This is a genomic window from Lysinibacillus sp. F12 (assembly GCF_057773605.1).
Map to the genome: position 1 here is coordinate 342,932 of NZ_JBYMLP010000001.1, position 25,748 is coordinate 368,679.

Annotated in this window: 24 protein-coding genes; 9 read left to right on the forward strand and 15 right to left on the reverse strand. The window is 40.3% G+C overall.

Features of this window, described 5'->3' with window-relative positions; translation table 11 throughout:
* Positions 1-141 precede the first annotated feature (141 nt).
* A complete protein-coding gene (locus tag AC3CH7_RS01940) occupies positions 142-894 on the reverse strand; it encodes an alpha/beta hydrolase (protein ID WP_031419567.1) in 753 nt (250 codons plus the stop codon).
* Between the two features lie 284 nt (positions 895-1,178).
* Between AC3CH7_RS01940 and AC3CH7_RS01945 the strand changes: the two genes are divergently transcribed.
* Positions 1,179-2,084: a LysR family transcriptional regulator gene (locus AC3CH7_RS01945; protein ID WP_031419566.1), complete on the forward strand. Its 906-nt coding sequence runs from the start codon at positions 1,179-1,181 to the stop codon at positions 2,082-2,084.
* Between the two features lie 36 nt (positions 2,085-2,120).
* On the opposite strand, the gene AC3CH7_RS01950 is transcribed toward AC3CH7_RS01945, so the two are convergent.
* Complete coding sequence (locus AC3CH7_RS01950; RefSeq protein ID WP_197224951.1) at positions 2,121-2,918, reverse strand: DUF1835 domain-containing protein; 798 nt, start codon at positions 2,916-2,918, stop codon at positions 2,121-2,123.
* Between the two features lie 558 nt (positions 2,919-3,476).
* Here AC3CH7_RS01950 and AC3CH7_RS01955 point away from each other — a divergent pair.
* From AC3CH7_RS01955 to AC3CH7_RS01980, 6 genes are all read left to right on the forward strand, one after another.
* A complete protein-coding gene (locus AC3CH7_RS01955) occupies positions 3,477-3,860 on the forward strand; it encodes a hypothetical protein (protein WP_012293886.1) in 384 nt (127 codons plus the stop codon).
* Between the two features lie 387 nt (positions 3,861-4,247).
* On the forward strand, positions 4,248-5,342 hold the full coding sequence (gene proB / locus AC3CH7_RS01960) for a glutamate 5-kinase (protein ID WP_031419564.1): 1,095 nt from the start codon (positions 4,248-4,250) through the stop codon (positions 5,340-5,342).
* A 12-nt stretch (positions 5,343-5,354) separates the two neighbouring features.
* Positions 5,355-6,605 (forward strand): glutamate-5-semialdehyde dehydrogenase, encoded by a 1,251-nt coding sequence (locus AC3CH7_RS01965; RefSeq protein WP_031419562.1) that lies wholly within the window; start codon positions 5,355-5,357, stop codon positions 6,603-6,605.
* Between the two features lie 84 nt (positions 6,606-6,689).
* The gene (locus AC3CH7_RS01970; RefSeq protein WP_012293883.1) at positions 6,690-7,574 is read left to right on the forward strand and encodes a DMT family transporter; all 885 of its coding nucleotides are present in this window, start codon (positions 6,690-6,692) and stop codon (positions 7,572-7,574) included.
* Entirely contained in the window at positions 7,574-8,524 is a 951-nt protein-coding gene (locus AC3CH7_RS01975; protein ID WP_289449207.1) for a carbohydrate kinase family protein, read from the forward strand. The genes AC3CH7_RS01970 and AC3CH7_RS01975 overlap by 1 nt, the downstream gene beginning before the upstream one ends.
* Before the next feature lie 75 nt (positions 8,525-8,599).
* On the forward strand, positions 8,600-8,989 hold the full coding sequence (locus AC3CH7_RS01980; protein WP_012293881.1) for an RDD family protein: 390 nt from the start codon (positions 8,600-8,602) through the stop codon (positions 8,987-8,989).
* 244 nt (positions 8,990-9,233) lie between these two features.
* On the opposite strand, the gene AC3CH7_RS01985 is transcribed toward AC3CH7_RS01980, so the two are convergent.
* On the reverse strand, positions 9,234-9,665 hold the full coding sequence (locus AC3CH7_RS01985) for a GNAT family N-acetyltransferase (RefSeq protein WP_031419559.1): 432 nt from the start codon (positions 9,663-9,665) through the stop codon (positions 9,234-9,236).
* A gap of 125 nt (positions 9,666-9,790) precedes the next feature.
* On the opposite strand from AC3CH7_RS01985, the gene AC3CH7_RS01990 reads away from it, so the two are divergent.
* Positions 9,791-10,243, forward strand: coding sequence for a MarR family winged helix-turn-helix transcriptional regulator (locus AC3CH7_RS01990; RefSeq protein ID WP_012293879.1), 453 nt, complete (start codon positions 9,791-9,793; stop codon positions 10,241-10,243).
* Positions 10,244-10,283: 40 nt separating this feature from the next.
* Here AC3CH7_RS01990 and AC3CH7_RS01995 read toward each other — a convergent pair whose 3' ends face one another.
* The gene (locus AC3CH7_RS01995) at positions 10,284-11,645 is read right to left on the reverse strand and encodes an aspartate aminotransferase family protein (RefSeq protein ID WP_200991113.1); all 1,362 of its coding nucleotides are present in this window, start codon (positions 11,643-11,645) and stop codon (positions 10,284-10,286) included.
* A gap of 145 nt (positions 11,646-11,790) precedes the next feature.
* Between AC3CH7_RS01995 and AC3CH7_RS02000 the strand changes: the two genes are divergently transcribed.
* Positions 11,791-13,428: a PucR family transcriptional regulator gene (locus tag AC3CH7_RS02000; RefSeq protein ID WP_099805976.1), complete on the forward strand. Its 1,638-nt coding sequence runs from the start codon at positions 11,791-11,793 to the stop codon at positions 13,426-13,428.
* On the opposite strand, the gene AC3CH7_RS02005 is transcribed toward AC3CH7_RS02000, so the two are convergent.
* From AC3CH7_RS02005 to AC3CH7_RS02055, 11 genes are all read right to left on the reverse strand, one after another.
* Positions 13,417-14,244 carry an ABC transporter permease gene (locus AC3CH7_RS02005; protein ID WP_036167890.1) on the reverse strand — a complete coding sequence of 276 codons (828 nt, stop codon included), beginning with the start codon at positions 14,242-14,244 and terminating at the stop codon, positions 13,417-13,419. The genes AC3CH7_RS02000 and AC3CH7_RS02005 overlap by 12 nt on opposite strands.
* Before the next feature lie 12 nt (positions 14,245-14,256).
* Entirely contained in the window at positions 14,257-15,198 is a 942-nt protein-coding gene (locus AC3CH7_RS02010; protein ID WP_012293875.1) for an ABC transporter permease, read from the reverse strand.
* 16 nt (positions 15,199-15,214) lie between these two features.
* A complete protein-coding gene (locus AC3CH7_RS02015; protein WP_036161273.1) occupies positions 15,215-16,771 on the reverse strand; it encodes an ABC transporter substrate-binding protein in 1,557 nt (518 codons plus the stop codon).
* A 17-nt stretch (positions 16,772-16,788) separates the two neighbouring features.
* Positions 16,789-17,760, reverse strand: a complete 972-nt coding sequence (locus AC3CH7_RS02020) for a P1 family peptidase (protein WP_012293873.1) — start codon at positions 17,758-17,760, stop codon at positions 16,789-16,791.
* Positions 17,761-17,797: 37 nt separating this feature from the next.
* Entirely contained in the window at positions 17,798-18,775 is a 978-nt protein-coding gene (locus tag AC3CH7_RS02025) for an ABC transporter ATP-binding protein (protein WP_099805978.1), read from the reverse strand.
* Entirely contained in the window at positions 18,744-19,778 is a 1,035-nt protein-coding gene (locus AC3CH7_RS02030; protein WP_012293871.1) for an ABC transporter ATP-binding protein, read from the reverse strand. The genes AC3CH7_RS02025 and AC3CH7_RS02030 overlap by 32 nt, the downstream gene beginning before the upstream one ends.
* A 15-nt stretch (positions 19,779-19,793) precedes the next feature.
* The gene (locus tag AC3CH7_RS02035) at positions 19,794-21,248 is read right to left on the reverse strand and encodes an aldehyde dehydrogenase family protein (protein ID WP_036215521.1); all 1,455 of its coding nucleotides are present in this window, start codon (positions 21,246-21,248) and stop codon (positions 19,794-19,796) included.
* Positions 21,249-21,258: 10 nt separating this feature from the next.
* A complete protein-coding gene (locus tag AC3CH7_RS02040; protein ID WP_332292666.1) occupies positions 21,259-22,005 on the reverse strand; it encodes an SDR family NAD(P)-dependent oxidoreductase in 747 nt (248 codons plus the stop codon).
* A gap of 1 nt (position 22,006) precedes the next feature.
* A complete protein-coding gene (locus AC3CH7_RS02045; RefSeq protein ID WP_036215517.1) occupies positions 22,007-23,095 on the reverse strand; it encodes a tartrate dehydrogenase in 1,089 nt (362 codons plus the stop codon).
* Positions 23,092-24,324 (reverse strand): M20 family metallopeptidase, encoded by a 1,233-nt coding sequence (locus tag AC3CH7_RS02050; RefSeq protein WP_332292667.1) that lies wholly within the window; start codon positions 24,322-24,324, stop codon positions 23,092-23,094. Before AC3CH7_RS02050 ends, AC3CH7_RS02045 begins: the two co-directional genes overlap by 4 nt.
* 286 nt (positions 24,325-24,610) lie before the next feature.
* Positions 24,611-25,738 carry a conserved virulence factor C family protein gene (locus AC3CH7_RS02055; RefSeq protein WP_012293866.1) on the reverse strand — a complete coding sequence of 376 codons (1,128 nt, stop codon included), beginning with the start codon at positions 25,736-25,738 and terminating at the stop codon, positions 24,611-24,613.
* Between the last annotated feature and the right edge of the window lie 10 nt (positions 25,739-25,748).

A 25,748-nucleotide genomic window follows, 5' to 3' on the forward strand; every position in this document is an offset into this window, starting at 1 on the left:
TAACTATAGCAAATTATTTTAATCGAATGATTTTTCATTACAATTCAATTATGTTATCAAGCATTTATTATAATTACAATAGTTTTTTTGAATATAGTAAACTTAGTATAAAAAAAAGAGCTGTCCTCTGACAGCCCCTCCTTAATTTGCAACTGACCACTCAATATGATCTAAAAATTTATAAACATCTTCATATACTTTATCACGTTCTTTATCCAACGTAATTATATGACCTGAATTTTCATACCAAATGATTTCTTTGTCATCAGTTTCTACAGTATTTAAAATGAAAGGTGCACTTTCCTGATAAAGCTCATCATCCAATGACCCTTGTAGTACTAATGTTGGAGCTTTAATCGTTGATAAATCATCTCGTGTTTCAGTCGTTAAACGTGTTACACCATCTAATGAATCTTTTGGAGAAATACGTAATTCATGTAATTCTGAAATAATTTGATCTTTTGATTTATTTTCGAAATGTTTATATAAACGAGCATAGTGGTACAAACGTGTAAATAAGCCTTTTGAGTTATCTCGTGTAATCGGTGCACACATCGCTACACATGCTTTTACTGGAAATGTCTCTGCAACCTTCAGTGAGAAAACACCACCAAGTGAAATGCCAACAACTGCGATCTCTTCATAGCCTTTACTTTGAAGGAAGTTATATCCTTCTACAACATCGTTCCACCAGTCTTCTGGTTTCGTTTCTAATAGTGCTTCTGGTTCTACTCCGTGCCCACTATAAATCGGTGCATGAACGGTATAACCTCGTTGAGATAAAAATTCTCCTAGCTTTTTCACATCTTTTGTGCTACCTGTGAATCCATGCAATAATAGTACGGCTTTTTTGCCTCCCTCAATTGTTAGAGGTTGTGGCTTTGTTAACTTCATTTTAGGATATCCCCTTCACGGAAATTATTAATTGTGTATTTTATGTGTCTATCTTAACACCCTTTATTCATAATGTACAATTTATAGTTTTTATCAAATCAATGTCTACCATGCATGAATGATGTCAACTTAACACCTGTACTATCACACTTTCTGCTACTTAACTTTTCCATTCTTCTAATTAAAAGCAACGTCTGTTTAAAAAGTTTTTGCCACCTATACTTCCTCTTTGTTTCCCGTTATAATGCAGTTAACTTAAAAATTACGAGAATAGAGGTGAAAAAATGGAGTGGCAACAATTAGAATATTTTGTAACCGTTGCAAAGTTAGAACATATGACACGTGCTGCCGAGGCATTGGCAATTTCACAGCCAGCGTTAAGCCGTTCAATTTCAAAGCTGGAGGAAGAACTAGGTGTCCCGCTTTTTGATAGGCAGGGGCGTTCCATAATGCTCAATCGCTATGGTGAACTTTTCTTATATCGTGTACAACGAATGCGTAAAGAATACGAGAAAGCAGTATTAGAATTACAAGAGCTTAATAATCCGGAGCTTGGGGATGTGTCACTCGGTTTTTTACACACTCTTGGGACTAGTATTGTACCAGACTTAATTCGTGCTTTTCGTCAGAAGCACCCCCATATCCGTTTTCATTTCACACAAAATTACTCACATTCTCAGTTAAAGCAATTGCTTGCTGGCGAATTAGACCTATGCTTACTAGCAGCGATTGATACAGAGCCTCCCGTTAGCTGGAAGGAGCTATGGCGAGATGAGTTATTTATTATGGTTCCGATTGACCATCCTCTTGCCCATCGCAAAAGCATAAAAATGAAAGAATTGGAACATGAGAACTTTGTGCTTATGAAAAAAGGGTATGCCCTCCGCCGCTCAGCTGATCGCTTGTTACATGCTGCGGGCATTAAGCCAAAAATCTCTTATGAAGGTGATGAGGTTTCTACCATTGCAGGTTTTGTGGGTGCAGGACTCGGGGTATCATTGCTTCCTGATGATGAGGATTTGAATCCGAAAAAAATCGTCAAAATCCATGTAGAGGATATGGTTTGTGAACGTATTATTGGCATGGCCTGGATTGACAATCGTTATTTGTCCCCATCTGCACGCCAATTCCAACAATTTGTCTTTGATTTTTATGAAAAGAAAATGGCTCCTCCCTCTCAGGAAAGCTAAAGCGGTAGGTTGCCCAATGCAGCCTACCGCTTTTTATTATACGTCTATATACTTCACCCTACAGGAATGAAAATCCGTTAAATCTCCTTCTATCTGCAAGAAGCCTTGCTCAATCATAGTCATTATTCGTTTCATCATGAATTCATCACTAATATAATCATCCAAGGCAACACTAATAGTACTGATTATAGGCATAAGTAAAAGCCATTCTTCATTATATTGTACATGCAAATCCTTCACACTGGCAATGATGAGCGTATCCAGTGCATCTTCCTCGACATGTACAATACCCTCTTTCCACAATCGGAGTGGACTTGAATGCTCTTTAAGGTCTTCCCATTCCTTGGCAAGCTGTTGACATTCCTGAACTGAAAATCGTTTTGCGTAAGGACGAAGCTTCATCAGCATTTCTGAGGAAAGCTCTCCTGTATGACGAATATCGAGATGAGGTTGAATTTGCTTCAGTCCATCTGTTACGTCAATCCCATAAACCATGCTACATTTATGAATAAACTCACTCATAACATAGCGTAGACCAATCTGTTCATGTGTATTTTGACTATACCAAACCCAAACATCCACATCACATGGCAGTTCGGCCATTTTTTTCTTCCAGCTTTCATACATATCTACGTATAATTGCTGTTCTTCATTATCCTTCAAAATATGAGTGTTTAACCATACTATGCGCTCTTCTAAGCTGTGAAGAGGTCCAAAAGAGAAATCATCATGAACACTTAAAACTGATTCATTACGTTGCAAAAGATGTTGGCGTATAGCAAGCTTCATGGAACCCTGGGTTGCTAAGCTAAAAGTTATATGTAAAATAGCCATGTGAATTCCTCCTACTGTTATGCTAATGGCAATCTGTATCCCGATAAATGTAAAGAGGATACCTTGAACCATATTAATTGCTTAGCCATCACAGGCGTTCCAATCATGACGGATCTAACTTTCCCTGCAATCATACTAAACAATAAAAATATTAATAATGCTTGTACCTAAAAATACTATACCCAAAATCAGCGTTTAAAACCCAATATGTTCAAATGATGAATTGAAGACTGTGGTAACAATGCAAAGAAAAAACTATCCCTTTTCTATATCATATAAAATAAGATTACGAGGTAAATGGGTCTCCTTTATCGAAATGACTCATTGCATCATGGAAATCTCCAATAATGCCCTTCCTTCACTACTTTCAGCAAACTATTTTCATTATACTACATGCCGTACTTGCCTTTAGCTGTAAGTTTATGACTTTATTAAATTTTTTTCGTGAACATACGTTTCACCATTAATGCTCGCTTAAACAACACTTTTCTTCTTTATTCCATTATAATAGAAGAAACTCATGATACAATAGATGAATTCAATAAGAGGTGATTATTAGTGGCAGTTAGTGATATTGTTTCACTGTATGAAGACGAGCACGGTGAGGTGTACTATAAAATGAAGTCCCATGACATTGAGGTGAAAGCTACACAGAATACAGGCTTAGCTCCTGTAATCACTTATTGGATGAATGACATAGATATTACGGACTCTATTAGAGATTTACGCTTTAGTCCACGTCCTCCATCTAGCTATATTCAAGATTACGAGGAATTTCAAGCAATGCTTTATGCGAAAGAACAACGTGCCATTAACAAGCTTTATGAACAAATGAGCATAAAGCCAAAAAACATGTCCTCGGGAAAACAAGTACTATGGAGTTTCTTTGTAATGTTGCTAGCAATGCTCCCTCTTTTCATCGCCATTTGGTGGTTTAAATAAAAAATTCATGCCCTTTCTATCTTTTTTTCTCAATTTATCAAAACTTTCAAGTAATTTCCCTCATCATCTTGACAGGCTTTTGGAAGTAGTGCATTCTTTACTCAATAGTTGAAAAACTTTATGATGAGAAAACGAACGAAGATCAGTAATTAGTATCTGCTTGAACAGAGAACGATGTCCATCGGCTGCAAGACATTGTGCAAGAAAAGACTAATGAACCTACTTCGTCTATCGTCCTAGCTAAACTAGGCGCAGTCTCTAGCGTTATGAGGAAAGTGGAATGTCGCACGATATTCAATGTAGGTGGTACCGCGGAAAGCAACCCTTTTCGTCCTAATTTTTTAGGATGAAAAGGGTTTTTTATTTTTGACAATTGGAGGTAGTGTGGTGGAAAAAAAGAGAATTGTCGTCAAGATTGGGAGTAGCTCTTTAACAAATGCAAAAGGCGAAATCGATAAAGTTCGTTTAATGGATCATGTTCAGGCAATCGCGGAGTTGAAAAAACAAGGACATGATGTATTACTTGTGTCATCAGGTGCAGTAGCAGCAGGCTTTAAACAGCTTGGCTACCCGGCTCGTCCTGTTACGGTAAAGGGCAAACAGGCAGCAGCAGCTGTAGGGCAAAGCTTACTTATTCAATCGTATAGTGCATTATTTAGTATTTATGATATATTGCCTGCTCAGATTTTACTGACGCGCACTGATTTTTCTAAAAAAGAATGCTATAAAAATGCCTATGCTACTTTCGAGGAATTGCTTGAGCGCTCGATGCTACCCATCATTAATGAAAATGATACCGTTTCTATAAGTGAGCTAACCTTTGGCGACAATGATATGCTGTCTGCCCTTGTTAGTGGACTTGTTCATGCAGATCAACTCATCATATTAACAGATATTAATGGCTTATATAACGCCAACCCTAGCAAAAACCCTCAGGCAGAGCGAATTGATTATTTAACGTCCATCACGGACGACTTGTTAGACTTTGCAGACAGCACAGGGTCAAAGGTTGGAACAGGCGGCATGGCATCGAAGCTACTGGCTGCCCGTACAGCTTTACAGGCTGGAGTTAAAGTTTTTATCGGAACAGGTTATGGCGCTCAAAAGCTTGTTGATATTTTAGCAGGGCGTGGTGATGGAACTTATGTCGGACATGATGACCTAGCCGTGTTAAAGAATCATAAACAGTGGATTGCACTCGCGGAAATATCTGGTAAAATTTTTATAGATAGAGGTGCTGAACAAGCACTAATGGTCAATGGCAAAAGCTTGTTACCTGCTGGTGTTTTTCAGGTTGAAGGTGATTTTAACAATGGTGATGTAGTTGAAGTGTATTGTGAACAAGGTTTACTAGGACGTGGTGAGGTGCTGTATTCATCACAAGAACTTTTGTCCGCTATGGGCAAACGGACAAATACATTATCGAAATGCCCGATTGAGGTCATTCACAGGGATAAATGGCTGAAAATTCAAACTAAATAAGGAGGTCTGAACATGGTAAGTGAAATTCAAGAAAAGGGAAAATGTGCCAAAGCCGCTAGCTATATGTTAAATATTAAAACTACATGTGAGAAAAATGAAGCGCTGACTAAAATTGCTGAACAGCTATTGATGGACCAACAAGACATCTTAGAAGAAAATGCAAAAGACCTTATCAATGGAGAGCAACAGGGGATGCCCTCTTCTACATTAGATCGCATCATGCTCAATGAAGAACGCATAGTAGCGATGGCTGATGCCATTCATTTACTTGTCTCTCTCAAGGACCCAGTTGGCACAGTTATCGAACGTATAGATAAAGGTAATGGCCTACACATCGAAAAGCGCATGGTCCCACTTGGTGTCATTGGAATGATCTATGAGGCAAGACCAAATGTTACGGTTGATGCCGCGACACTTGCCCTAAAAACAGGAAATGCCGTCATTTTACGAGGGAGCTCATCTGCTAAGTTTTCAAATAATGCTCTCGTAGCAAGTATTCATCGTGCATTGGCGAAGACGTCTCTACCAACAGAAGCTGTCCAATTAATCGAGGATACGAGCCGTGAGACCGCTAAAGAATTATTTCATCTAAACGAGTACTTGGATGTATTAATACCTCGAGGCGGCAAGGCTCTTATTGACTTGGTCGTCCGAGAGGCTTCTGTCCCTGTATTAGAAACAGGTGCAGGCAATTGTCATATATATGTGGACCAAATGGCAGATTACATAAAAGCAGAAAAAATTTGTTTAAATGCCAAAACACAGCGTCCTTCTGTTTGTAATGCTGCGGAAAGCTTACTAATTCACCCTGTATGGTTTAAAACATATGGCACGCAACTTTTATCATCGCTCCATAAAGCAGGTGTTACTATTATTGGTGATGAGCGAGTATGCGAGGCATTTTCTGGAGCGCTCCCAGCTACTGAGGAAGACTATGCGACTGAGTTCCTTGATTTAAAAATAAGCGTTAAATTAGTTGAAAATGTTTACGAGGCCATTGAGCATATTCATCATTATGGGACAAATCATTCTGAAGCCATTATAACGGAAGATCTATTGGTAGCGGAAACGTTTTTAACTAATGTTGATGCGGCTGCAGTTTATCATAACGCCTCGACCCGCTTCACGGATGGTTTTGAATTTGGCTATGGCGCAGAAATTGGTATTAGTACACAAAAGCTACATGCGCGGGGCCCCATGGGATTACCTGCTCTCACCTCTACAAAATATTTTATATATGGCAATGGGCAAATTCGCGAATAATGTCATGCTATAGCAAAAAGTATGCTGATAGGGATTATCCCCTTTCCTTTTCGCATTTACTAAAAAACAGAAAGAAGGTTTTGTATGAACATTTCAGCCATCATTAAACTAACCGTATCAATGGCACTTTTTGGCTCCATCGGCTTTTTTACTGTTCATACTGGAGTTCCTGCAACAGAGCTCGTCTTTGTTAGATGTATTTGTGCAACCCTCTTTCTAGGAGGATTGTGGCTCGTCACTGGTGGACATAAAACAGAAAAATGGGAGAAGAAAGAAGTAATTCAAACTATTATTTGTGGCGTTTTCTTAGTACTAAATTGGGTATTTTTATTTAAAGCCTTTGAGGAAATGTCTATTTCGATTGCCATTTCTATTTATAATTTAGCCCCTATCTTTGTCTTAATTTTAGGCGCTATCTTTTTAAAAGAAAAAATGACCATCCAAGCACTTGTGGCAACTATTACTTGTTTTATCGGTAGTATTTTTATCATGGGTCTTCAAAACTTTGTATCTTTCTCTGAATTTATGCAATCAGGATTTGTTTGGGCTTTATTGTCAGCGGTGTTTTATGCTCTTACCATGCTGACAAGCAAGACCATTACAAAGCTTAGCTCCTATGCCTTAACGTATATTCAAACAACAGTTGGCATTTTGATTCTACTGCCCTTCATCGATTTCTCACTCTTTGAAGGTTTAACTACAACCAATTGGTTCTATATACTAGGCACAGGATTTATTCATACTGGATTTGTATATTATTTATTTTTCGATAGTATTCGCAGTCTTACTACTATTCTAGTTTCCGTTTTAGTATTCGTCGACCCTGTAGTGGCCATTTTACTCGATATGCTGCTGCTTGATTTTATGCCGAACTTTATGCAAACATTGGGCATTTTATTCATCTTCGGCGGGATTTTCTACACGATCTATACCCCGAAGAAAAAACGGCTACCACAGGAGGTATCCTAATGGGCAAACTCTTTACAATTGGTGAATTGCTAATAGATTTTACGCCAACACAGCAGCATGGTGACCTAGTACAAGTCGAGCATTTCACGAAACATGCTGGTGGAGCCCCTGCAAATGTCGCAGCAGTATGTGCCAAGCTTGGTCAACAGGCAGCCCTCCTAACACAAATAGGTCAGGATGCGTTTGGTGATTTTCTGAAGAAGACTTTGCAGCAGGCAGGTGTGGACACACAATATATTCGACAAACTACTGAGGGAGAAACTAGCCTTGCTTTTGTAGCACTCTCTAAAACGGGCGAGCGAGATTTTCAATTTTATCGACGCCATGCTGCAGATTTATTGTACAAACAAGAGTATCTCCCATCACAACTATTAACTAACAAAGATATCATTCATTTTTGTTCAGTTAATCTTGTTGACAGTCCAATGAAATCAGCCCATTTAGCTTTTATCGAGCAGGCACATCAAGCAGGCAGCATCGTTTCCTTTGATCCGAATGTTCGATTGCCTTTATGGCAGGATGAGACGGCTTGTCGAGAAACGATTCTAGCTTTTTTACCAAAAGCCCATATTGTAAAGCTTTCGAATGAAGAACTGTTATTTTTAACAGCCATCGAGGAAGAATTTTCGGCTGTGCACACATTATTTCAGGGGCATCTGGAGACCATTATCATTACTCATGGAGCAGAAGGCGCAACATTATATACAAAGAAATGTCAACGTAAGGTCCATGCTGAGAATGTACAAGCAGTTGATACGACTGGTGCTGGGGACGCTTTTATTGGGGCGATATTAAGTCAATTCCTTCAACATCAATTATCTGCCGATCATTTGGTAGCCTATTGTGAACAGTATGCGATATCCCTGCTTTCTTTTGCCAATCGCTATGCAGGAATCACGACAATGAAGCACGGGGCGATTCCCTCCTATCCTGAACTACCGTTAGAATGAATCTAAAATAATTTGAAACCTTTTATTCTTATTTTCCGTATGTACTGGTGAGAAATCAATGGGAGGAGGACCTGCATGGAATCGATTACAAAAAAACGAGCTGCTGCTTTTTTAATGGATACTGCTATTTCAACGGCTGTCACATTGGGCGTGGAGTATTTTCTACGGAAGAAAGTGAAAAATGAGGTGGTTCATGCACTCGTTACACCGACAGTCATGTTATGGGCATTAGAGTACGCACAGCTTCGTAAAGGTGGACAAACCATTGGCTATAAAGCTACGGGACTAGTACTGGAAAATGCAGATGGTCATGAATTATCAGACTGTCAAATTTTAAAACGTATGGCTTATCGGGATACAATCAGTTCATTTGACTATTTAAAAAATCGCCAGGCATTTGAGCAACAGCATGGACAATGCCTTCCTCATGATAGCTTTGCCGGTACGGTTGTGAAAGAGAAATAAACGAATTGCTAAAATTAGTTGTAGATTTGCAACCCCATGACGTACGGAGCTTTATGGATCATTGAAACACATATCCAAAATTCATAACACTAATATACCTCCTCCCAAGGTCAACAGGAGGAGGTATTATTGTATGACAAAGTATTGATGCATCTGAATCCGTTATCGTTATTTGATTGAACATCATACTCACTTCAATAAAGTGTAGGTGGAAATTCTATCTGTTTTTCAATCCCTAGCACATCTACCAGTATTTCTTCATTAAAATATGGGGAATGCCACAATCCATAAACTCTTCCCCTTCACGCTTATAGCCTAATTTTTCATAAAAACCCTCTGCATATGATTGTGCATTTAATTTAGCTTTTGTGAGGCCATTGTCTCGGGCAATTTGCTCTAAGCCAATAATAATTTCTTTGCCAAGTCCAAATTTACGGAACTCTTCTACTATACAAATGCGCTCCAGTTTACCATAGCCCTCGACTACACGCAGTCTACCCGTTCCCACTGGCTGCTCCTTATAGTACACAAGAATATGATCACATGGTGCTTGCAGTGAATCAAATTCATCAAACTCTTCTACCTCTGGTACTTGTTGCTCTTCAATAAAAACTTTTCGTCTAAAATCAAATGCTAATTGTAAGTCTGCATCAGTTGTTACTTTTTTTATGCTCATGAATACTCCTCCTCGTTTCACTACCATCATCCTCTTCTCCAGGTGCAATTTTCACCCAAAGATGATACTATTAGTATAGAACGATTTTTATTGCAAATACAATAAAAATCTCAGGAGGATCGAAAATGAAAGAAATCTTACGTGAAATAGGTGCTATCGCACGGGCTTTAGACTCGATTAGTAATATAGAATTTAAGGAATTGGATTTAACGAAGGGTCAATATTTATATGTTATCCGAATTTGCGAAAATCCTGGCATTATTCAAGAAAAGGTGGCAGAGCTATTGAAGGTGGATCGCACAACTGCTTCTAGGGCCATCCAAAAATTAGAAACAAAAGGCTTTATTGAAAAACGTAGTGATCAAGGAAATAAAAAAAACAAATTACTTTTTCCAACCAATAGAAGCTTAGACATCTATCCATTTTTAAAACGGGAAGGCGAGTATTCTAATAAACGAGCACTTGATGGTTTTTCTAGCGATGAAGTCGACAGCATCCACCATTTACTCAAGCGAGTTCTACAAAACATTGAAATTGATTGGGAATCTGTAAAAAAAGGGCAGAAGCGACACTATTAAAGGCGATTCCTGAATTCCCCTGCTCTGGAATCGCCTCGTATTAGACATGGGCGGCAAATACTCTTTTTAAAACAGCTACCATAAATTCAAGATCTTCATCGGTACAGCAAAGCGGTGGACTTAACGTAATGATAGTATTGGAGCCCTCCACTGTACCGCCATTTTTCCCAACAATTAAGCCATTCCCTTTACACTCAGCAATGATGCTTGCCACCCTTTCTTCCTTTGCAGGTCTTTGTGAGGCTTTATCTTCAACAAGCTCTATACCAACGAGCAACCCTAGCCCTTGAATATCTCCAACAAAGGGTAACTCTAATAAGTCTTGTAGGTCATGGAGTAGTTGAATTCCTAAATCTTTTGAACGCTGTACAAGTCCCTCTTCTTCAATGATCTTAATATTTTCTAATGCCACAGCACAGGCTGCCGGGTTACCACCGAACATATTCATATGTCGACAATGACTATAGCCGTCGATCTCTTTAAATTTATCATAAATATCTTTTCTTACTGCTGTAATTGATAGTGGTAAATAGGCGCTAGTAAGTCCTTTAGCCATTGTAATAACATCTGGACGAATACCGAAATGTTGATGGCCAAACAGCTTACCCGTTCGCCCGAAACCACAAATAACTTCATCGATAATAAGTAACACCCCGTACTTTCTACAAATGCGCTCTACTTCTTGAACATATGTTTGTTGTGGAATGAAGACACCCCCACCTGTTATGAATGGCTCCATAATAACAGCGGCAATCGTTTCATTTTGCTCCCCAATAATTTTTTCTTCGATGTCACGCGCTCTTGCTAAATTATATACTTCCATTGATTGACCTTTAGGACGACGATAAGGATCGGGTGGGGCAACGTGCAGGAAGCCTGGTGTTAATGGTTCATATTTATATTTACGTAATGCCTGGCCTGTAGCGGCTAATGCTCCAAGCGAGCTAGCATGATAGGCTCGATAACTAGCAATCATTTTATAGCGTGTCCCTTCCCCGTTTTGTTGATGGAATTGTCGTATTAACTTGAACGCTATTTCATTTGCATCACAACCACTATTCGAATAAAACATCATATAGTCGTCCTCTAGTAAGCTGTTGATTTTTTCAGCTAATCTAATAGCAGGCTCATGGCTCTGTGTTAAAGGGGCATAGCATAGTTTTTTTAATTGCTCGTAAGCGACCTTAGCAAGTCGCTCACGTCCATAACCCACATTGACTGCCCATAAGCCTGACATGCCATCTAAAAATCGATTGCCTAAACTGTCTTTTATCCATGCTCCTTCCCCTTGTTCAATAATGACTGGAGTATGCTCGTTATAAATGGACATATGGTGCCAAATGTTTTCACGATCTTTGTGCTGTAAGGTATGGGTGAACTGATCACTTCGTTCCTTTTCCATCTCATGACCTCCAATCGTGTATCCTAGATGTATTTTTTGCCTTTCGTCAATTTTTACTATATACACTCATTCGTGTTGAAATTTTCTGACTTCTCAAACATAATAAAAATTAGACATTGTACATTCGAAGGGCAGGTGCTAAATTATGTCCAAACATCCTCTACTCGTACGTGATGTCCTTAAGCGCAAACATTTTGAATCAGCGAAGCTTATAGCAGGACACCATGGCCTTGAACGACAAGTTCTGTGGACACATATTTTAGAAATTAAAGATTTTGATACGTTAATTAATGGTGGTGAACTCATTTTAACTACTGGGGTCGGTTTACAGTTAGAGCGTGAAACGCAAATTGCTTACTTACAAAACCTTATTCGGAACGAAGCTGCAGGGCTTTGTATTGAAATTGGAGACTATTTTGATCATGTCCCTGTGGAGCTGATTGCCATGGCGAATGCGCATCATTTTCCAATCATTGTCTTTGAAGAAATAGTTCGCTTTATCGATATTACACAAGATTTACATACGTACATAATTAACCAACACCAACAGGCACTTACACAGCTCGATACCCTTTCTAAAACATTTATGGAATTATCGTTAATGCCCAATGGGATTTTAAAAATCTTACAAGTCCTTCATCAAGATACCGAGGCATTATTTTTATTTGTCTCCGAAGATACAAAAAGCTTTTATTATCCAGTCGAAGCTAAAAAACACTTACGTATGATGGAAGAACATTGTCAGCAGTTAGAACTACAAGAGCCCTTACATCTTTTATCAATTGACAAGGACCATTTTGTCATTATCCCAGTAAATGGTCTTGGACAAGTTTGGGGCTATCTATGTATGCATTCTGAACTGCCGAAACCGAGTGATTACACCTTATTAAACTTAGAACGTGCTACGATGTCCATTGCCCAAATTTTAATGAGAAATCGCATGCTTCAGGAACGTCAGCAAAGCCGTGAGGATGAGTTCATTCTTGCATTAATTCAAGGCCAGCCTGTGGATGTCCCATACTACCAAAGCTATTTACCGATTGAAAGTCGGAATTTATTTTACCGTGTCGTCGTGTTCAATCTACATGACGAAACCAAAGCAGTGCCAGAGGAAGAGTGGCAGGAAATACAATTACAAAATGCCATGTATGTTCGCTCCATCTTAAAGAAGCTAGGATTCTTCCCTACCGTTTCAGTACGACAGCATGAGATTATTATTTTAGCCTTCTATATAGCTGCAGATTATATGAAGGATAATCGAGATTCCTTCAATCAAGCCATATCACAAATTGTTGCTAGAAAGGCATCTCAATTTTTTGAACAGCTTACCCTTACCTGTGGGATAAGCAATGTTTATCAAACAATAGAAAGTGTCCATCTTGGCTATAAGGAGGCTAAATCGTCTATCCAAATGCAGCATCATCAATTGACTAGCTCCATTTATTATAAGGATTTAGGCGTTTTCCGGTTATTATTACAGCAAGAGCAAACCACCCTATTACAATTTGTGAAAGATTACTTGCTAGAATTATTATTACTGGATCAAAAAAACGGCCATGATTTGTTCCAAACATTAGCTGTTTATTTAGCTTGCAATGGAGCTAAAAATGATACGGCAGAGCAATTATTTATCGTCCGTCAAACGCTCTATAAACGCATTGAACGACTAGAAAGTATATTCGGTGCTGATTTTTTACAAGCGCCACATCGACTAAACATTGAAATTGCCGTCAAGGCCTATGAACTTTTGCAGAAAACAGCACCTGATTTATTACGATTTTGAACGTGGGTCCATAAAATCACGTAAAGCGTTACTAAGCATATATAAGCCAAGAACAAGAATCGTGATGGCTCCTCCAGGCGCATACGTATACCAAGGGGCACCGATTAAATAAGCCTGTGAATCTTTTAACATTCTGCCCCAGCTAGGGTTTGGTGGCTGAACACCAAGCCCTAAATAGCTTAGTGCTGCCTCTGCTAACATTGCAGTAGCAAATGTGACAGTCGCAGCGACAATAATTTGCGACGATATATTAGGTAAAATATGACGAAACATAATGCTATGAGGCTTGACACCAATTAATTTGGCTGCCAATACATACTCTGAATCACGTTGTTGGACAAATCCGCTCCGTGCAATTCTAGCAATAGCAGGGATGGCGATAATGCCTAAGGCTACGGCCGTATTGACAATCCCAGGGCCAAATACCGCTACTAGCATCAATGCTAATATAATGCCAGGAAACGCCATTAAAGCGTCCATTGTTCGCATAAATAGTTCATCAACCCAGCCACCAACATAGCCTGCAATTCCTCCTATGGTAATACCAAACAATGTCCCAATTCCTACAGTTAGTAGCCCAACGGCGAAAGCTGTTTGTGTCCCCTTCATAATCCGGCTAAAAATATCACGCCCGAATTCATCTGTCCCAAAAAGATAAGCACCATCTGGTCCACGCAATTTCTCAGGTATGTTCATGGCGTTGACATCATGTGGTGTATAAAAAAAGCTGACCAGCATGACGAGCAAAAAGCCGACAATGACGAGGAGACCAATGGATAAATTCAGTTTTTTAGTATAACGTTGTAGCTGTTTCATTGTATCCACCTCTTAATGTAATCGGATTCTAGGATCTAATACAGAATATAAAATATCGACAATAAAATTTATCATGACCACAGCGACCGTAATATACATAACGATCCCCTGTACAAGTGGAAAATCACGGTTACTAATAGCCGTTATGAGAAGCTGTCCAATACCAGGCAAAGAAAATACTTGCTCCACAATAATCGTCCCCGCTACAACTTCCGCCATAATTAGGCCAAATACGGTTAAAATCGGAATCATTGAATTTTTCAATACATGCTTATACATGACATTTTGTTCAGACATTCCCTTACTACGAATTGTCCGTACATAGTCGAGCTGAACCTGCTCTAAAATAGCGGTACGCACATAGCGGAAGTTCACAGCAATTTGTGGTATCGCAATGGTTAAGGCTGGGAGAAGGAGCGTACTAAGCGCCCCAGCAACACTTTGTGTCCATGGTATATAACCACTAATTTTAAAGAAGCTAAACTGTAAGCCAACGTAAAGAATAAGCATCATTCCTAGCCAAAAGGATGGTACAGCCATCCCAATTTGTGTCACAGTAGATAACGACACATCACTTATTTTATTTTGTCTTCTTGCCGCAAACATCCCTAAAGGTAAGGAAATGACTAAAACAATGAGTAGGGTAATCCCTGCCAACGACATAGTGACAGGAAGTCGATCAAATAATAAATCTTTTACAGGCATTGAAAAACGAATGGAATCACCTAGCTGACCTGTCAATAAGCCCTTCATCCAATCCACATATTGTTCATAAAGAGGACGATCTAAGCCGAGTTCAGATCGTAAATTTTCAATTTGTGTGGGATCCGCTTCTGTCCCCAGCATTGTTCGAACCGGATCTCCAGGTAATATTTGAAAAACACCAAATGTAATAATGGATACAAGCAGGATGGTTGTTATTAACAGGATGATTCGACGTAGAATATACATCATGGGCACTCATCCTCTCCTAGTTTGAAAATTGAACCTCTGACATATCATGGAACCAGAATGGATAGCTCTTCAGCCCCGTCACTTGTTTGTCAGAACCCCAAACAATTTGGTAATCAGCAATATAAACCGCAGTAGCCTGCTCAGCTAAAATTTCCTGTGCTCGATGGTAGTACTCAATTTGTTTGGTTTGATCTGTTTCCTTTAGCACATCAGTCATAATTTTGTCATACTCGTCATTTTTAAATAGGAAGAAGTTTTCACTATCATTTGTAGAAATATAATCATTTAAAACCTCGTAGGCTGATGCACGACCTGTTAAATCAATCGTTGTCATTTGATAGTCACGACCAAAATAAACACGGTCTAGCCAAATTCCCCACTCCACCACCTCAATTTCCACATCAACACCAATTTCTTGTAAATTCGCAACTGCAATTTGAGCTATATTCGAATACATATCATTGTGTGAAGATACCGTAATTTTTGTTTTGAAGCCATCCGGATAACCAGCCTCTGCCAATAACGCCTTTGCTTTTTCTATATCGCGTTCATACATGCTTTCTAAGCCCTTTTTTTGGAAATCGCCCATCGCTGGACTCATATTTGAACCAAGTGGGACAGCATAGCCCGCAAATACCGAATCAATAATATCGGATTTACTAATCGCGTAGTTCATAGCCTGTCTCACTTTTACGTTATCGAATGGAGCCTTTGTTTCATTAAATGTAATGATTAAGGATGAGTTATTATTTTGATGCGTTAAATGGTAGCTCCCTTCAACCTCACTCACACGATGCCATGGCACACTTGTTAAATCAACCTCATTTGCCATCAAGCTCATAATCGCTGCTTGATCATCCGATTGGAAGGTAAACGTAACTTTATTCAAATAAGGTAAGCCTTCCTGCCAGTAGTTCTCATTTTTCTTAAGTTCTAAATTTGTCCCTGGCGCGTATTTCACAAAGGCAAAAGGACCTGTTCCGATTGGATTCTCATTATGCTTCCCATCATTACTTTTAGGAATAATTGCTGATTGTCTTGCCGTTAATGAATACAGGAAGTTAGAATTAGGATTCTTTAACTTAATCACAAATGTGCTGGCATCTGGTGCCTCAGTTGATGCCACGTTATCAAAGTTATTGGACATTTTTTCACCACCGTTTTTCCCCATTAAACGGTCAAATGAATATTGAATATCTTCTATCGTTAAGTCATCACCATTATGGAATTTCACTCCTTGGCGAATCTTAAATGTATATGTTAAACCGTCCTCTGAAACCTCATAGCTCTCTGCAAGTCCTTCTTTTAAAGAACCATTTGTTTCTGGTGCCATTAATCCTTCAAATAAATTCATAATCATTTGATACGAAATGGATGCGGTTGCCTTATGTGGATCTAAAAAATCCGGATCATCATTTACACGTACTACAATTTCCTGCGGTACATCTGCTGTAGTTTGGCCATCAGAACTATTAGAGCTCGTCGATACTTTCGCTCCATCACTTGAACATGCACTTATAATGAATGCCATCACGAACATGAAGAGTATTACCCCACTATTTTTCAAATTCATTGCCGTTCCCCCTTCTCCTAAGTGCTTATCTTTTGAATGCTTGTATAGCTTTCCACCCCTGCCAATTTATCTGCCGCTTGAATACCAGCAAGAATAGCTTCCTCCATCACCTTAGTTGCTAAATGTCCCAAATAATCTAGCGCAAATGTCTGCTCTCCTGTACCTAGCACAAAAATAGTGTCGCCATCAAGCATCGTATGGACAGGATAAATCGTTCGGGCGAGTGCATTTTGTGTAAGCTGGGCAATCTTTTTTGCTTCTGCCTTTGTTAATTTTGCATTCAACGCTATTACGCCAATGGTTGTATTTGTGCCAGCAAGTGCCTCTGATTGTGCATGCTGTTCGAGATAGGCACAGCAATCCAGCCACTGTCCTGTTTGAGGATTTCTCGCTCCCGCTAAAATTTGCCGTGTATGAGGATGTTTGACATCTCCCACTGCATTAACAGCCACAATAGCCCCAGCAATAAGCCCATCCTTACCCGCAAATGATGCACTGCCAAGTCCACCCTTCATGGCAAAGTCTGGTCCTGCTAATTTACCTACCGTTGCCCCATAGCCCGCGCCAATATTGCCATTTTGAAATGAACCTACTTGCGCAGCTTGAGCCGCTTCATAGCCCATTTGTGCTGTAGGTCGAGCTTGAGGATCACCGATAAATAAATCAAAGAGGACGGCACTTGGTACAATTGGAATTTTGGCAACACCTGCATCAACCCCAATTCCTTGCTCCTCTAAAAATCGCATGACTCCTGTGGCAGCATCTAACCCAAAGGCACTGCCCCCTGACAGACAAATACCATGCACACGATCAATTTCATTAATAGGATCTAAAGCATCCGTTTCACGAGTACCTGGTGCAGACCCTCTAACATCTACCCCACACACTGCCCCGCCTTCCATTAATAGTGCCGTACAGCCTGTAATCCCCTCTTCGTTTTCACGATGCCCTACCTTGATCCCTGGAACATCGGTAATATTACCAAACATACCAACACCTCAATTCAAAATAAATTAAATATTCAGATTATTCATCATATAAAAAGCAAGCGACGCGCTGATTTGCATTGTTCTCCTGAAGCTTAGGCCTCTCGTGCTGGCATCTTTCCATAACATATGGACAACGTGTATGAAACACACAGCCAACAGGTGGATTGATTGGACTAGGTAGTTCACCTTGTAAAAGTATTTCTTGTTTTGGCTCATCAAAATGGACGACTGGAATGGCAGATAGCAATGCTTGTGTATAAGGATGCAATGGATGAGCGTATAGCTCCTTCTTCGTCCCAATTTCTACAACCCGCCCTAAGTACAACACCGCCACACGGTCACTTATATGCTTCACAACACTTAAATCGTGGGAAATAAATAAATAAGTTAACTGAAATTCATCCTGTAAATCCATCATTAAGTTTAGGACTTGTGATTGCACAGACACATCTAATGCCGATACTGGCTCATCCGCAATAATGAATTCAGGGCGAATCGCAAGAGCCCTTGCAATCCCAATCCTCTGCCGCTGACCTCCTGAAAATTCATGTGGAAATTTATGCATCGCATCTTCAGGAAGTCCAACCTTTTGTAACAATTCTTTCACGCGCTCTTTGCGCTGTTCCTTCGTCAATGTTAATTGTAATTTCATTGGTTCCTCAATAATTGCTCCAATGCGCATTCTAGGATTTAGAGAGGCAAAGGGATCTTGAAAAATCATTTGCATTTGATTGCGATAAGATTGAAGCTTATTCCCTTTTAAATGCTGGATTGGTTGTCCCTTATACAATACTTCCCCAGCTGTTGGTTCAACGAGCTTTAAAATCGTTCGTCCAAATGTAGATTTTCCTGATCCAGATTCGCCTACAATACCTAGCGTCTCTCCTCGGTAGATTTCAATGGAAATATCATCGACCGCTTTGACCATTTTTTTCTCTTCTTTCATAGACTTGCGCTTCACAGGAAAGTAAGCTTTTAAATGATTAATTTCCAGTAAAACTTCTTTCTCCGTCATGTGCCAGCTCCTCCTTCTCTGTGAATAAATGACAGCGCACTTTATGTGTCTCTTGAATATGGTGTATGGTCGGACTATCCTGATGGCATTGCGCCATGGCATGCGAGCAGCGCGGTGCAAACCGACAACCTTCTGGTAAGGCATATGCTGGGGGCACAGTGCCCGGGATCGATGGCAGCCTTGTGACCTCCGTTTCAAGACTCGGCATTGTTTTTAACAGTGCTATCGTATAAGGGTGCTGGGGATTTAAAAAAAGCTCTCTTACGGGAGCTTCCTCCACTATTTGCCCTGCATACATGACCATGACACGGTCCGCTGTTTCTGCAACAACACTCATATCATGAGTAATAAATAAAATGGCTGATTGATGCTCCTCCTTCATTTTCATCATCAGCTTTAAAATTTGTGCCTGTACGGTTACATCCAATGCTGTAGTCGGTTCATCCGCAATTAATAGCTGAGGATTATTAGACATCGCAATGGCAATCATGACGCGTTGCCGCATCCCCCCCGATAATTGGTGTGGATATTCAGCGATTACCTTCTCCGCATTAGCAATCCCCACTTCCTGTAATAATTGTAGTGCTTTTTGCCAAGCATCTTTTTTTGAAACCTTTTGATGTCTTCGAATGCCCTCTACCATTTGATTACCGATAGTAAATACTGGGTCTAGGGAGGTCATGGGCTCTTGAAAAATCATACTAATTTCATTGCCACGAATATGGCTCATCTCTTTATTTTTATAGGCTAATAAATTTTTGCTGTTTAAGTGGATGCTTCCTGCTGTAATTTCCCCAGGAGGGATTGGCAGTAAACGCATAATGGCTAACGATGTAATACTTTTGCCACTGCCTGATTCTCCCACCAATGCAACCGTTTCTCCTTTATGAATGGTAAAGTTCACATCATCTACCACCTTGGCCTCTTTGCCATTCTTCAAATGGAATCGAATGGATAATTGATTGACCTCTAAGAGCACTTCTTTAACTTTTGCATGTTCCATAGGCGTCCCTCCCTGTTAGCGTTGAATAGGTGGTGCATAGCGTATGGCAATATTTTTCATTTGCGTATAGTTCCGCAGAGCAACAAAGCCCTTCTCTCGACCAATGCCACTTTTTTTATAGCCTCCGAACGGCATTTGTATACCACCAGCTGCCCCATAATTATTGATAAATACTTGTCCTGCCTGCACACGACTTGCCACATAATGAGCTGTATCAATATTCTGTGACCACACACCCGCAACTAAGCCATATTCTGTGCTATTGGCTAGAGTAATGGCTTCCTCCACGCAAGCAAATGTTAAAACCGTCAACACAGGCCCAAAAATTTCTTCCTGTGCTAAAGGATCATTCGGCTGTACTCCATCTAGTATAGTTGGCTGCACATAGAAGCCATTTTCATACCCTTTAATCGTCAATGGCTCCCCGCCAGTGATGACATAGCCGTCTTTTTTAGCTTGCTGTAATAATGTAGTGATTTTTGTATACTGACGTTCATTTAATAATGGCCCCATATCCATGTCCGCCTCACCAGGCCCCACCTGTATCGCTTGAAATTTTTGCACTAATTGTGGGAGAAATGTATCTTTTATACTTTCTTCAATGAGTAGTCGAGCCCCAGCAGAGCATGTTTGCCCTGCATTTTGAATAATAGCCCTTACAACGCCCTCTAATGCTTGCTCCATATTGGCATCCGCAAACACAATATTGGGTGATTTTCCGCCAAGCTCTAATGTTACAGGGACCACATTTTCTGCTGCCGCTCTCATCACTGCAATTCCAGTAGGAACAGAGCCCGTAAAGGTTATATGATTAATATCAGGATGTGAGGTTAAATATGGACCCACATCACGTCCCAGGCCCGTAATATGTTGAAAGATTCCTGTAGGCAGTTTCTCTGCAAGCCATTCCGTAATGGCATGTGTAGTAAGTGGTGTATCTTCTGCACTTTTCACGATAACTGCATTGCCTGTAGCAATCGCCGCAGCGACACTTCGTGCTGTAATTTGAACCGGATAGTTCCATGGCACGATATGTACCGTAATACCAACGGGTTCCAGTACTACTGCATTCAATAGTCCATCCTCAATTGGAATCGTATCCCCCATCACTTTATCAGCCGCTCCACCGTAAAATTCAAAATAACGAGCCGCCGCTTCAATATCTGCCCTTGCTTGTGTTAAAGGTTTTCCTACGTCCCGGCATTCTAGTAAACTCCATTCTTCGGCATGCTGACGAATATAATGAGCGAAGTCAATTAATAACTGACCTCGTTCAAAAGCCTTCCATTGTCGCCATTCATCACTTTCAAAGGCTCTACGTGCTGATCGCACCGCTTCTTCTACATGCGCTTGACTTGCATTACTAATTTGCGCAATGATTTCTCCGGTTGAAGGATTCTCAACATCTAGCAATACTTCTGCATCCCCATAAATCCATTCCCCATTAATCAACATAGGAATATTTTTCATCGTACCCCTCCTATAATCCACGACCACCATCTACATGTAAGGTCGTCCCAGTGACCATGCTAGCTGCATCAGACAATAAATAACTGACAGCTCCTGCTATATCAGAAGGCTTCACCAATCGCCCTAGTGGGACAGATTGCACAAACACACTTTGCTTGGTTTGCTCGACATCTGTCCCTTGTGCAGCAAATTGCCCAAGCATTTGTGTATCAGCAGGTCCAGGATGAATCGTATTAACACGAATTTGGTCTGGTGCTAGCTCAACCGCTAGCCCTCTCGTAAAGCTTTCCGCTGCACCTTTTGACGCAATATAGGCCTGTAAGCCAGGTCTTGGACGTACTGCTGAAATTGAAGCAATCGTCACAATAGAACCCTTTTGCTGTTTTTTCATAAAGGGGACAACTGCTTTTGTTGTTATAAATAAGCTTTTTACATTGACATCCATTAAGCGATTCCAATCATCCATTGTTACTTGCTCAATGGGCGTAGCAGCTTGTGCAATCCCTAGTGCATTGACAAGTCCATCCATTCTCCCATACTTATTAAAAATTTCCTGGAAGATGGCATTCACTCGCTCCTCCTGCAATACATTAACTTCAAAGCATTGCAGGGAGTCATGGGTTAAATTTGACAGCGCCGTTATGGATAAATCAAGTCCTATGACCAGATTACCCTGCTTAAGCTGCTCTTCAATAATGGCTTGTCCCATTCCGCCACCTGCTCCTGTCACAACAATCACCTTTGGCTCAGTTGCCATACTATACACCTCCCGCTGTTACAGACATATGACTGATTTCCTGACAAATCGCATCGCCCATTTGTGCCGTCGTTGCTTGTCCACCAATATCAGCCGTTTTTACGACGCCTTCTTCCAGTACTTTACTAATAGCTTGGACAATCAAATGTTCTAAATCCTTTCTTCCCTGATGTCCAAGAAGTAAGGCAAGCGACCATATTTGAGCTATTGGATTGGCAATACCCTTGCCGGCTATATCTGGCGCGGAACCATGCACAGGCTCAAACATAGACGGAAATTTCTTCTCTGGATTTAAGTTTGCAGACGGCGACAGCCCAAGCCCCCCAACAATGGCAGAGCCTAAATCAGATAAAATATCGCCAAATAAATTGGAAGCCACAACAACTTCAAATTCCTGTGGTCGTTCGACAAAATAAGCGACTAATGCATCGATATAAATGGATTCAAGCTGTAATTCTGGTGCAATTTGTGTCACTGTTTTTCTTGTATGCTCATCCCAAAATTTCATGGAATGTATGATTGCATTAGATTTTGTCGCACTTGTCAGCTTGGTTTTCCCTTGCTGCTGAGCATATTCACAGGCTGCACGAACAATTTTTTCAATTCCAATACGCGTCATAATTGTATTTTGAATCGTCATTTCTTGTGGCTGCTGTAGATACAGTCGACCACCACTATCCGAATATTCGCCCTCAGCATTTTCGCGGAAAATGACAAAGTCAATCTCGTTCTCGCCAGCTAGAGGTGAGGATATCCCAGGCAAAGATTTAATGGGACGGAAATTCACATACTGTTGGAAATTTTTACGAATCGGCATAATGAGCTCCCATACCGTGACATCATCTGGTACGCGAGCATCACCAATTGCTCCAAATAATATCGCATCATATTTTTGTAGTGTATCAAGTGCATCCTCTGGCATCATACAGCCGTGCGCTAAATAGTATTCAGAGCTCCACGGAAAAACCGTCGTTGTCATTTGTAAGGATGAATCCCGTTCTTGCACACATTTTATAACCTTTAATGCTTCCTGCATGACTTCCTTTCCAATGCCATCGCCTGGTATAACTGCCATTTTTATCGTTGTCATTGGACATCACCAGCCAAAAATTTTAATGCCGCTAAACGATAAATGGCAGTTGTTTCTGCCAATTCTTCAATATCTACATATTCATTGATTTGATGAGGAATTTCACGATCTCCTGCACCAACAGTCACTATTGGAATCCCATGGACATGAAGAAACGTACCATCTGTAGCACCAGGAACACCATTATATTTTGGCTCCTTCTCTGTCACCTCTGCTACTGCCTCGTAAATGGCCTGTACAACAGCATCTTCCTTAGCAGTTGCTGTAGCAGGTCGATTATCAAGAATCGTTAGTTCCACGTTAAAATCCGGATCATCTGCTTGTAATCGTTCAATAATGGATTCGATTCTTCCTAGTAGTTCATCATGGTCTTGGGCAGGAACCGTACGAATATCAAGTGTCGTCATGCAGTGATCAGGAATGACATTGATTTGTGCATCTCCTTTAACAGGCGCACGTAAAATCGTTGGTGTTATAGATGGCCAATTCAGCATTGGGTCACGTCCTAACCGAGCCTGCTCCTCTTTTTCTAGTTTCTCCAGCTCTACAATCAATCGTGCCATACGCCAGTTCGGATTAATGCCACTCCACGAGATTGCTCCATGTGCCATCTTACCGAAAATATCAACCTGTAAACGAATTGCCCCACGCTGTGCAATGCATACATTGTTTTCCTGTGGCTCACAAATAATAGCCCCATCTACTCCGTCTGCCCAGCCGTTTTTAATAAAATGTTTAATGCCCAGCATGAGCCCCTCTTCATCACAAGGAATACATAAAATAATCTTGCCTGTAAACTCTTCCTGATCTAGTAGTAGTGATTGACAGGCAGTAATCATACATGCGAGATTCCCCTTCGTATCATTTGTTCCCCTGCCATACATACGCCCCTCAACAATCTCTGCTCCAAACGGATCATATGCCCATGCATCTCGATTTCCTTCCGTTACAACATCTGTATGACCCTCGAAAAGTAATGTTTTCCCAGGCTTGCCCGAATCAATAATACCAATAACATTCGGCCGGCCAGGCACAACCTCCTCTACATGCGTCTCAATGCCAATATCCCGTAAATATGCCGCAACTACGTGTGCCACCTCCTCTTCATTACCCTTTGGATCATTCTCGCGGTAAACGCTTTCAATTCGTACTAGCTTTTGTGTTAACGCGATGACCGCCTGCCGATCTCGCACATACGATTTGGTTGTTTTTAAACTAGTTACTGTCATGCAAAGGACCTCCTATTTTATAGAATATTCTGAATTTATATTATTTTAACATTGACCCTTCTCTATGAAACTAGACAATATGTTAATAATTCATAGCATGACCTTAACTTTTTGTTTAGCCATAAATCGCTAAAAAACAACATTTTTTCTACTTAATGTTATTTTTTATAATTTAAAAAGTAAACACCTTTGAAAATCAAGGATATTGAGCAACTTCATTTCTTTGGCATAAAGCTCTCACACCAAAATAAAAAAACCAGCAATTGCTGGTTTTTTTCTTCCATAATTATTGTTGGCGGGATTCGGTCATTTGCTTCCAAACCGAGCCTTTTGCTTCTTCACCTTGCTCGATACGGGCAATGGCCATTTTCACTTGTAGCTTTACTTCGAATTCTTTATCATCTTCAGCCGCTTTTAATACGGGTAATGATTGTTCTGTACCCACCTCATATAAATACATCGCTGCACGCCAACGTACCAATTTGTTCTTATCTTGTAGGGCTTGCTGCATAGCTCCTTCAAATTCTACAAAGCCAAGGTCGCTCATACAGTCACCTGCTGTACGTCGCACGGCGGCACTTTTATCTTGAAGGGCTCTCTCTAAATATGGAACTACCGTAACATCTTCGACCATCCCTAAATATACAGTTGCTAGACGACGAATAGACATTTGCTCATCCTGTAAAGCTAAATCTAACAATGGTAAATCATCCAGCTCCGGATCAGCCATTTGGTCTAACAACTGGAAGCGTTTCTCCCATTCTGGTTGTTGGAACTGTTCCACTGTTATTTTCAGCTTATTGGATGGAACGATTGCTTTTTCATCATCATTATTAATCGCAGCTACAATTTCTGCTAATCGTTCTGCAGAATATGTGACATCAATTTCCCTTTTGACCGCTTCTGCGATTTCTTCTAGTTCACCATACCGCACACCATAATCAATCCATTTACGCTGGAAAATATAGTTTTCATCTACTGCTGATTCAATAATTTGGTTAAAAGCCTCGACAAAACGATCACCACAGCTCATACGATGTTCACGTTGGTTATCAAACACTTTTACTTGTAGGGGTACTTGCTTATAGAACTGTACATGGACATAAACTTCCCCGTAAAACTCGTTAGCTACCATTGGTTCATCTTGCGTTTCAACGTCTTCACCTAATACTTGACGGATACTTGCTAAAATACCCTCCCAAGCATATTTTGCATTACGCTCCACCGCAAAGAAATCAGCTACATGATAAACGCCCTTTATCCCCTCAATAGCTAAAATAGCTGCTGCTTCGCCAGTCGCTTCATCTTTATTATCCTTTGTAAAATTATAGCTTTTCCCGAACGGTAGCTCTGTATCAACAACAATCTTCATAGAATTTGGACTTGGTGTCGGTTCAATTGTAATAATCTTCATGTCTATCGCT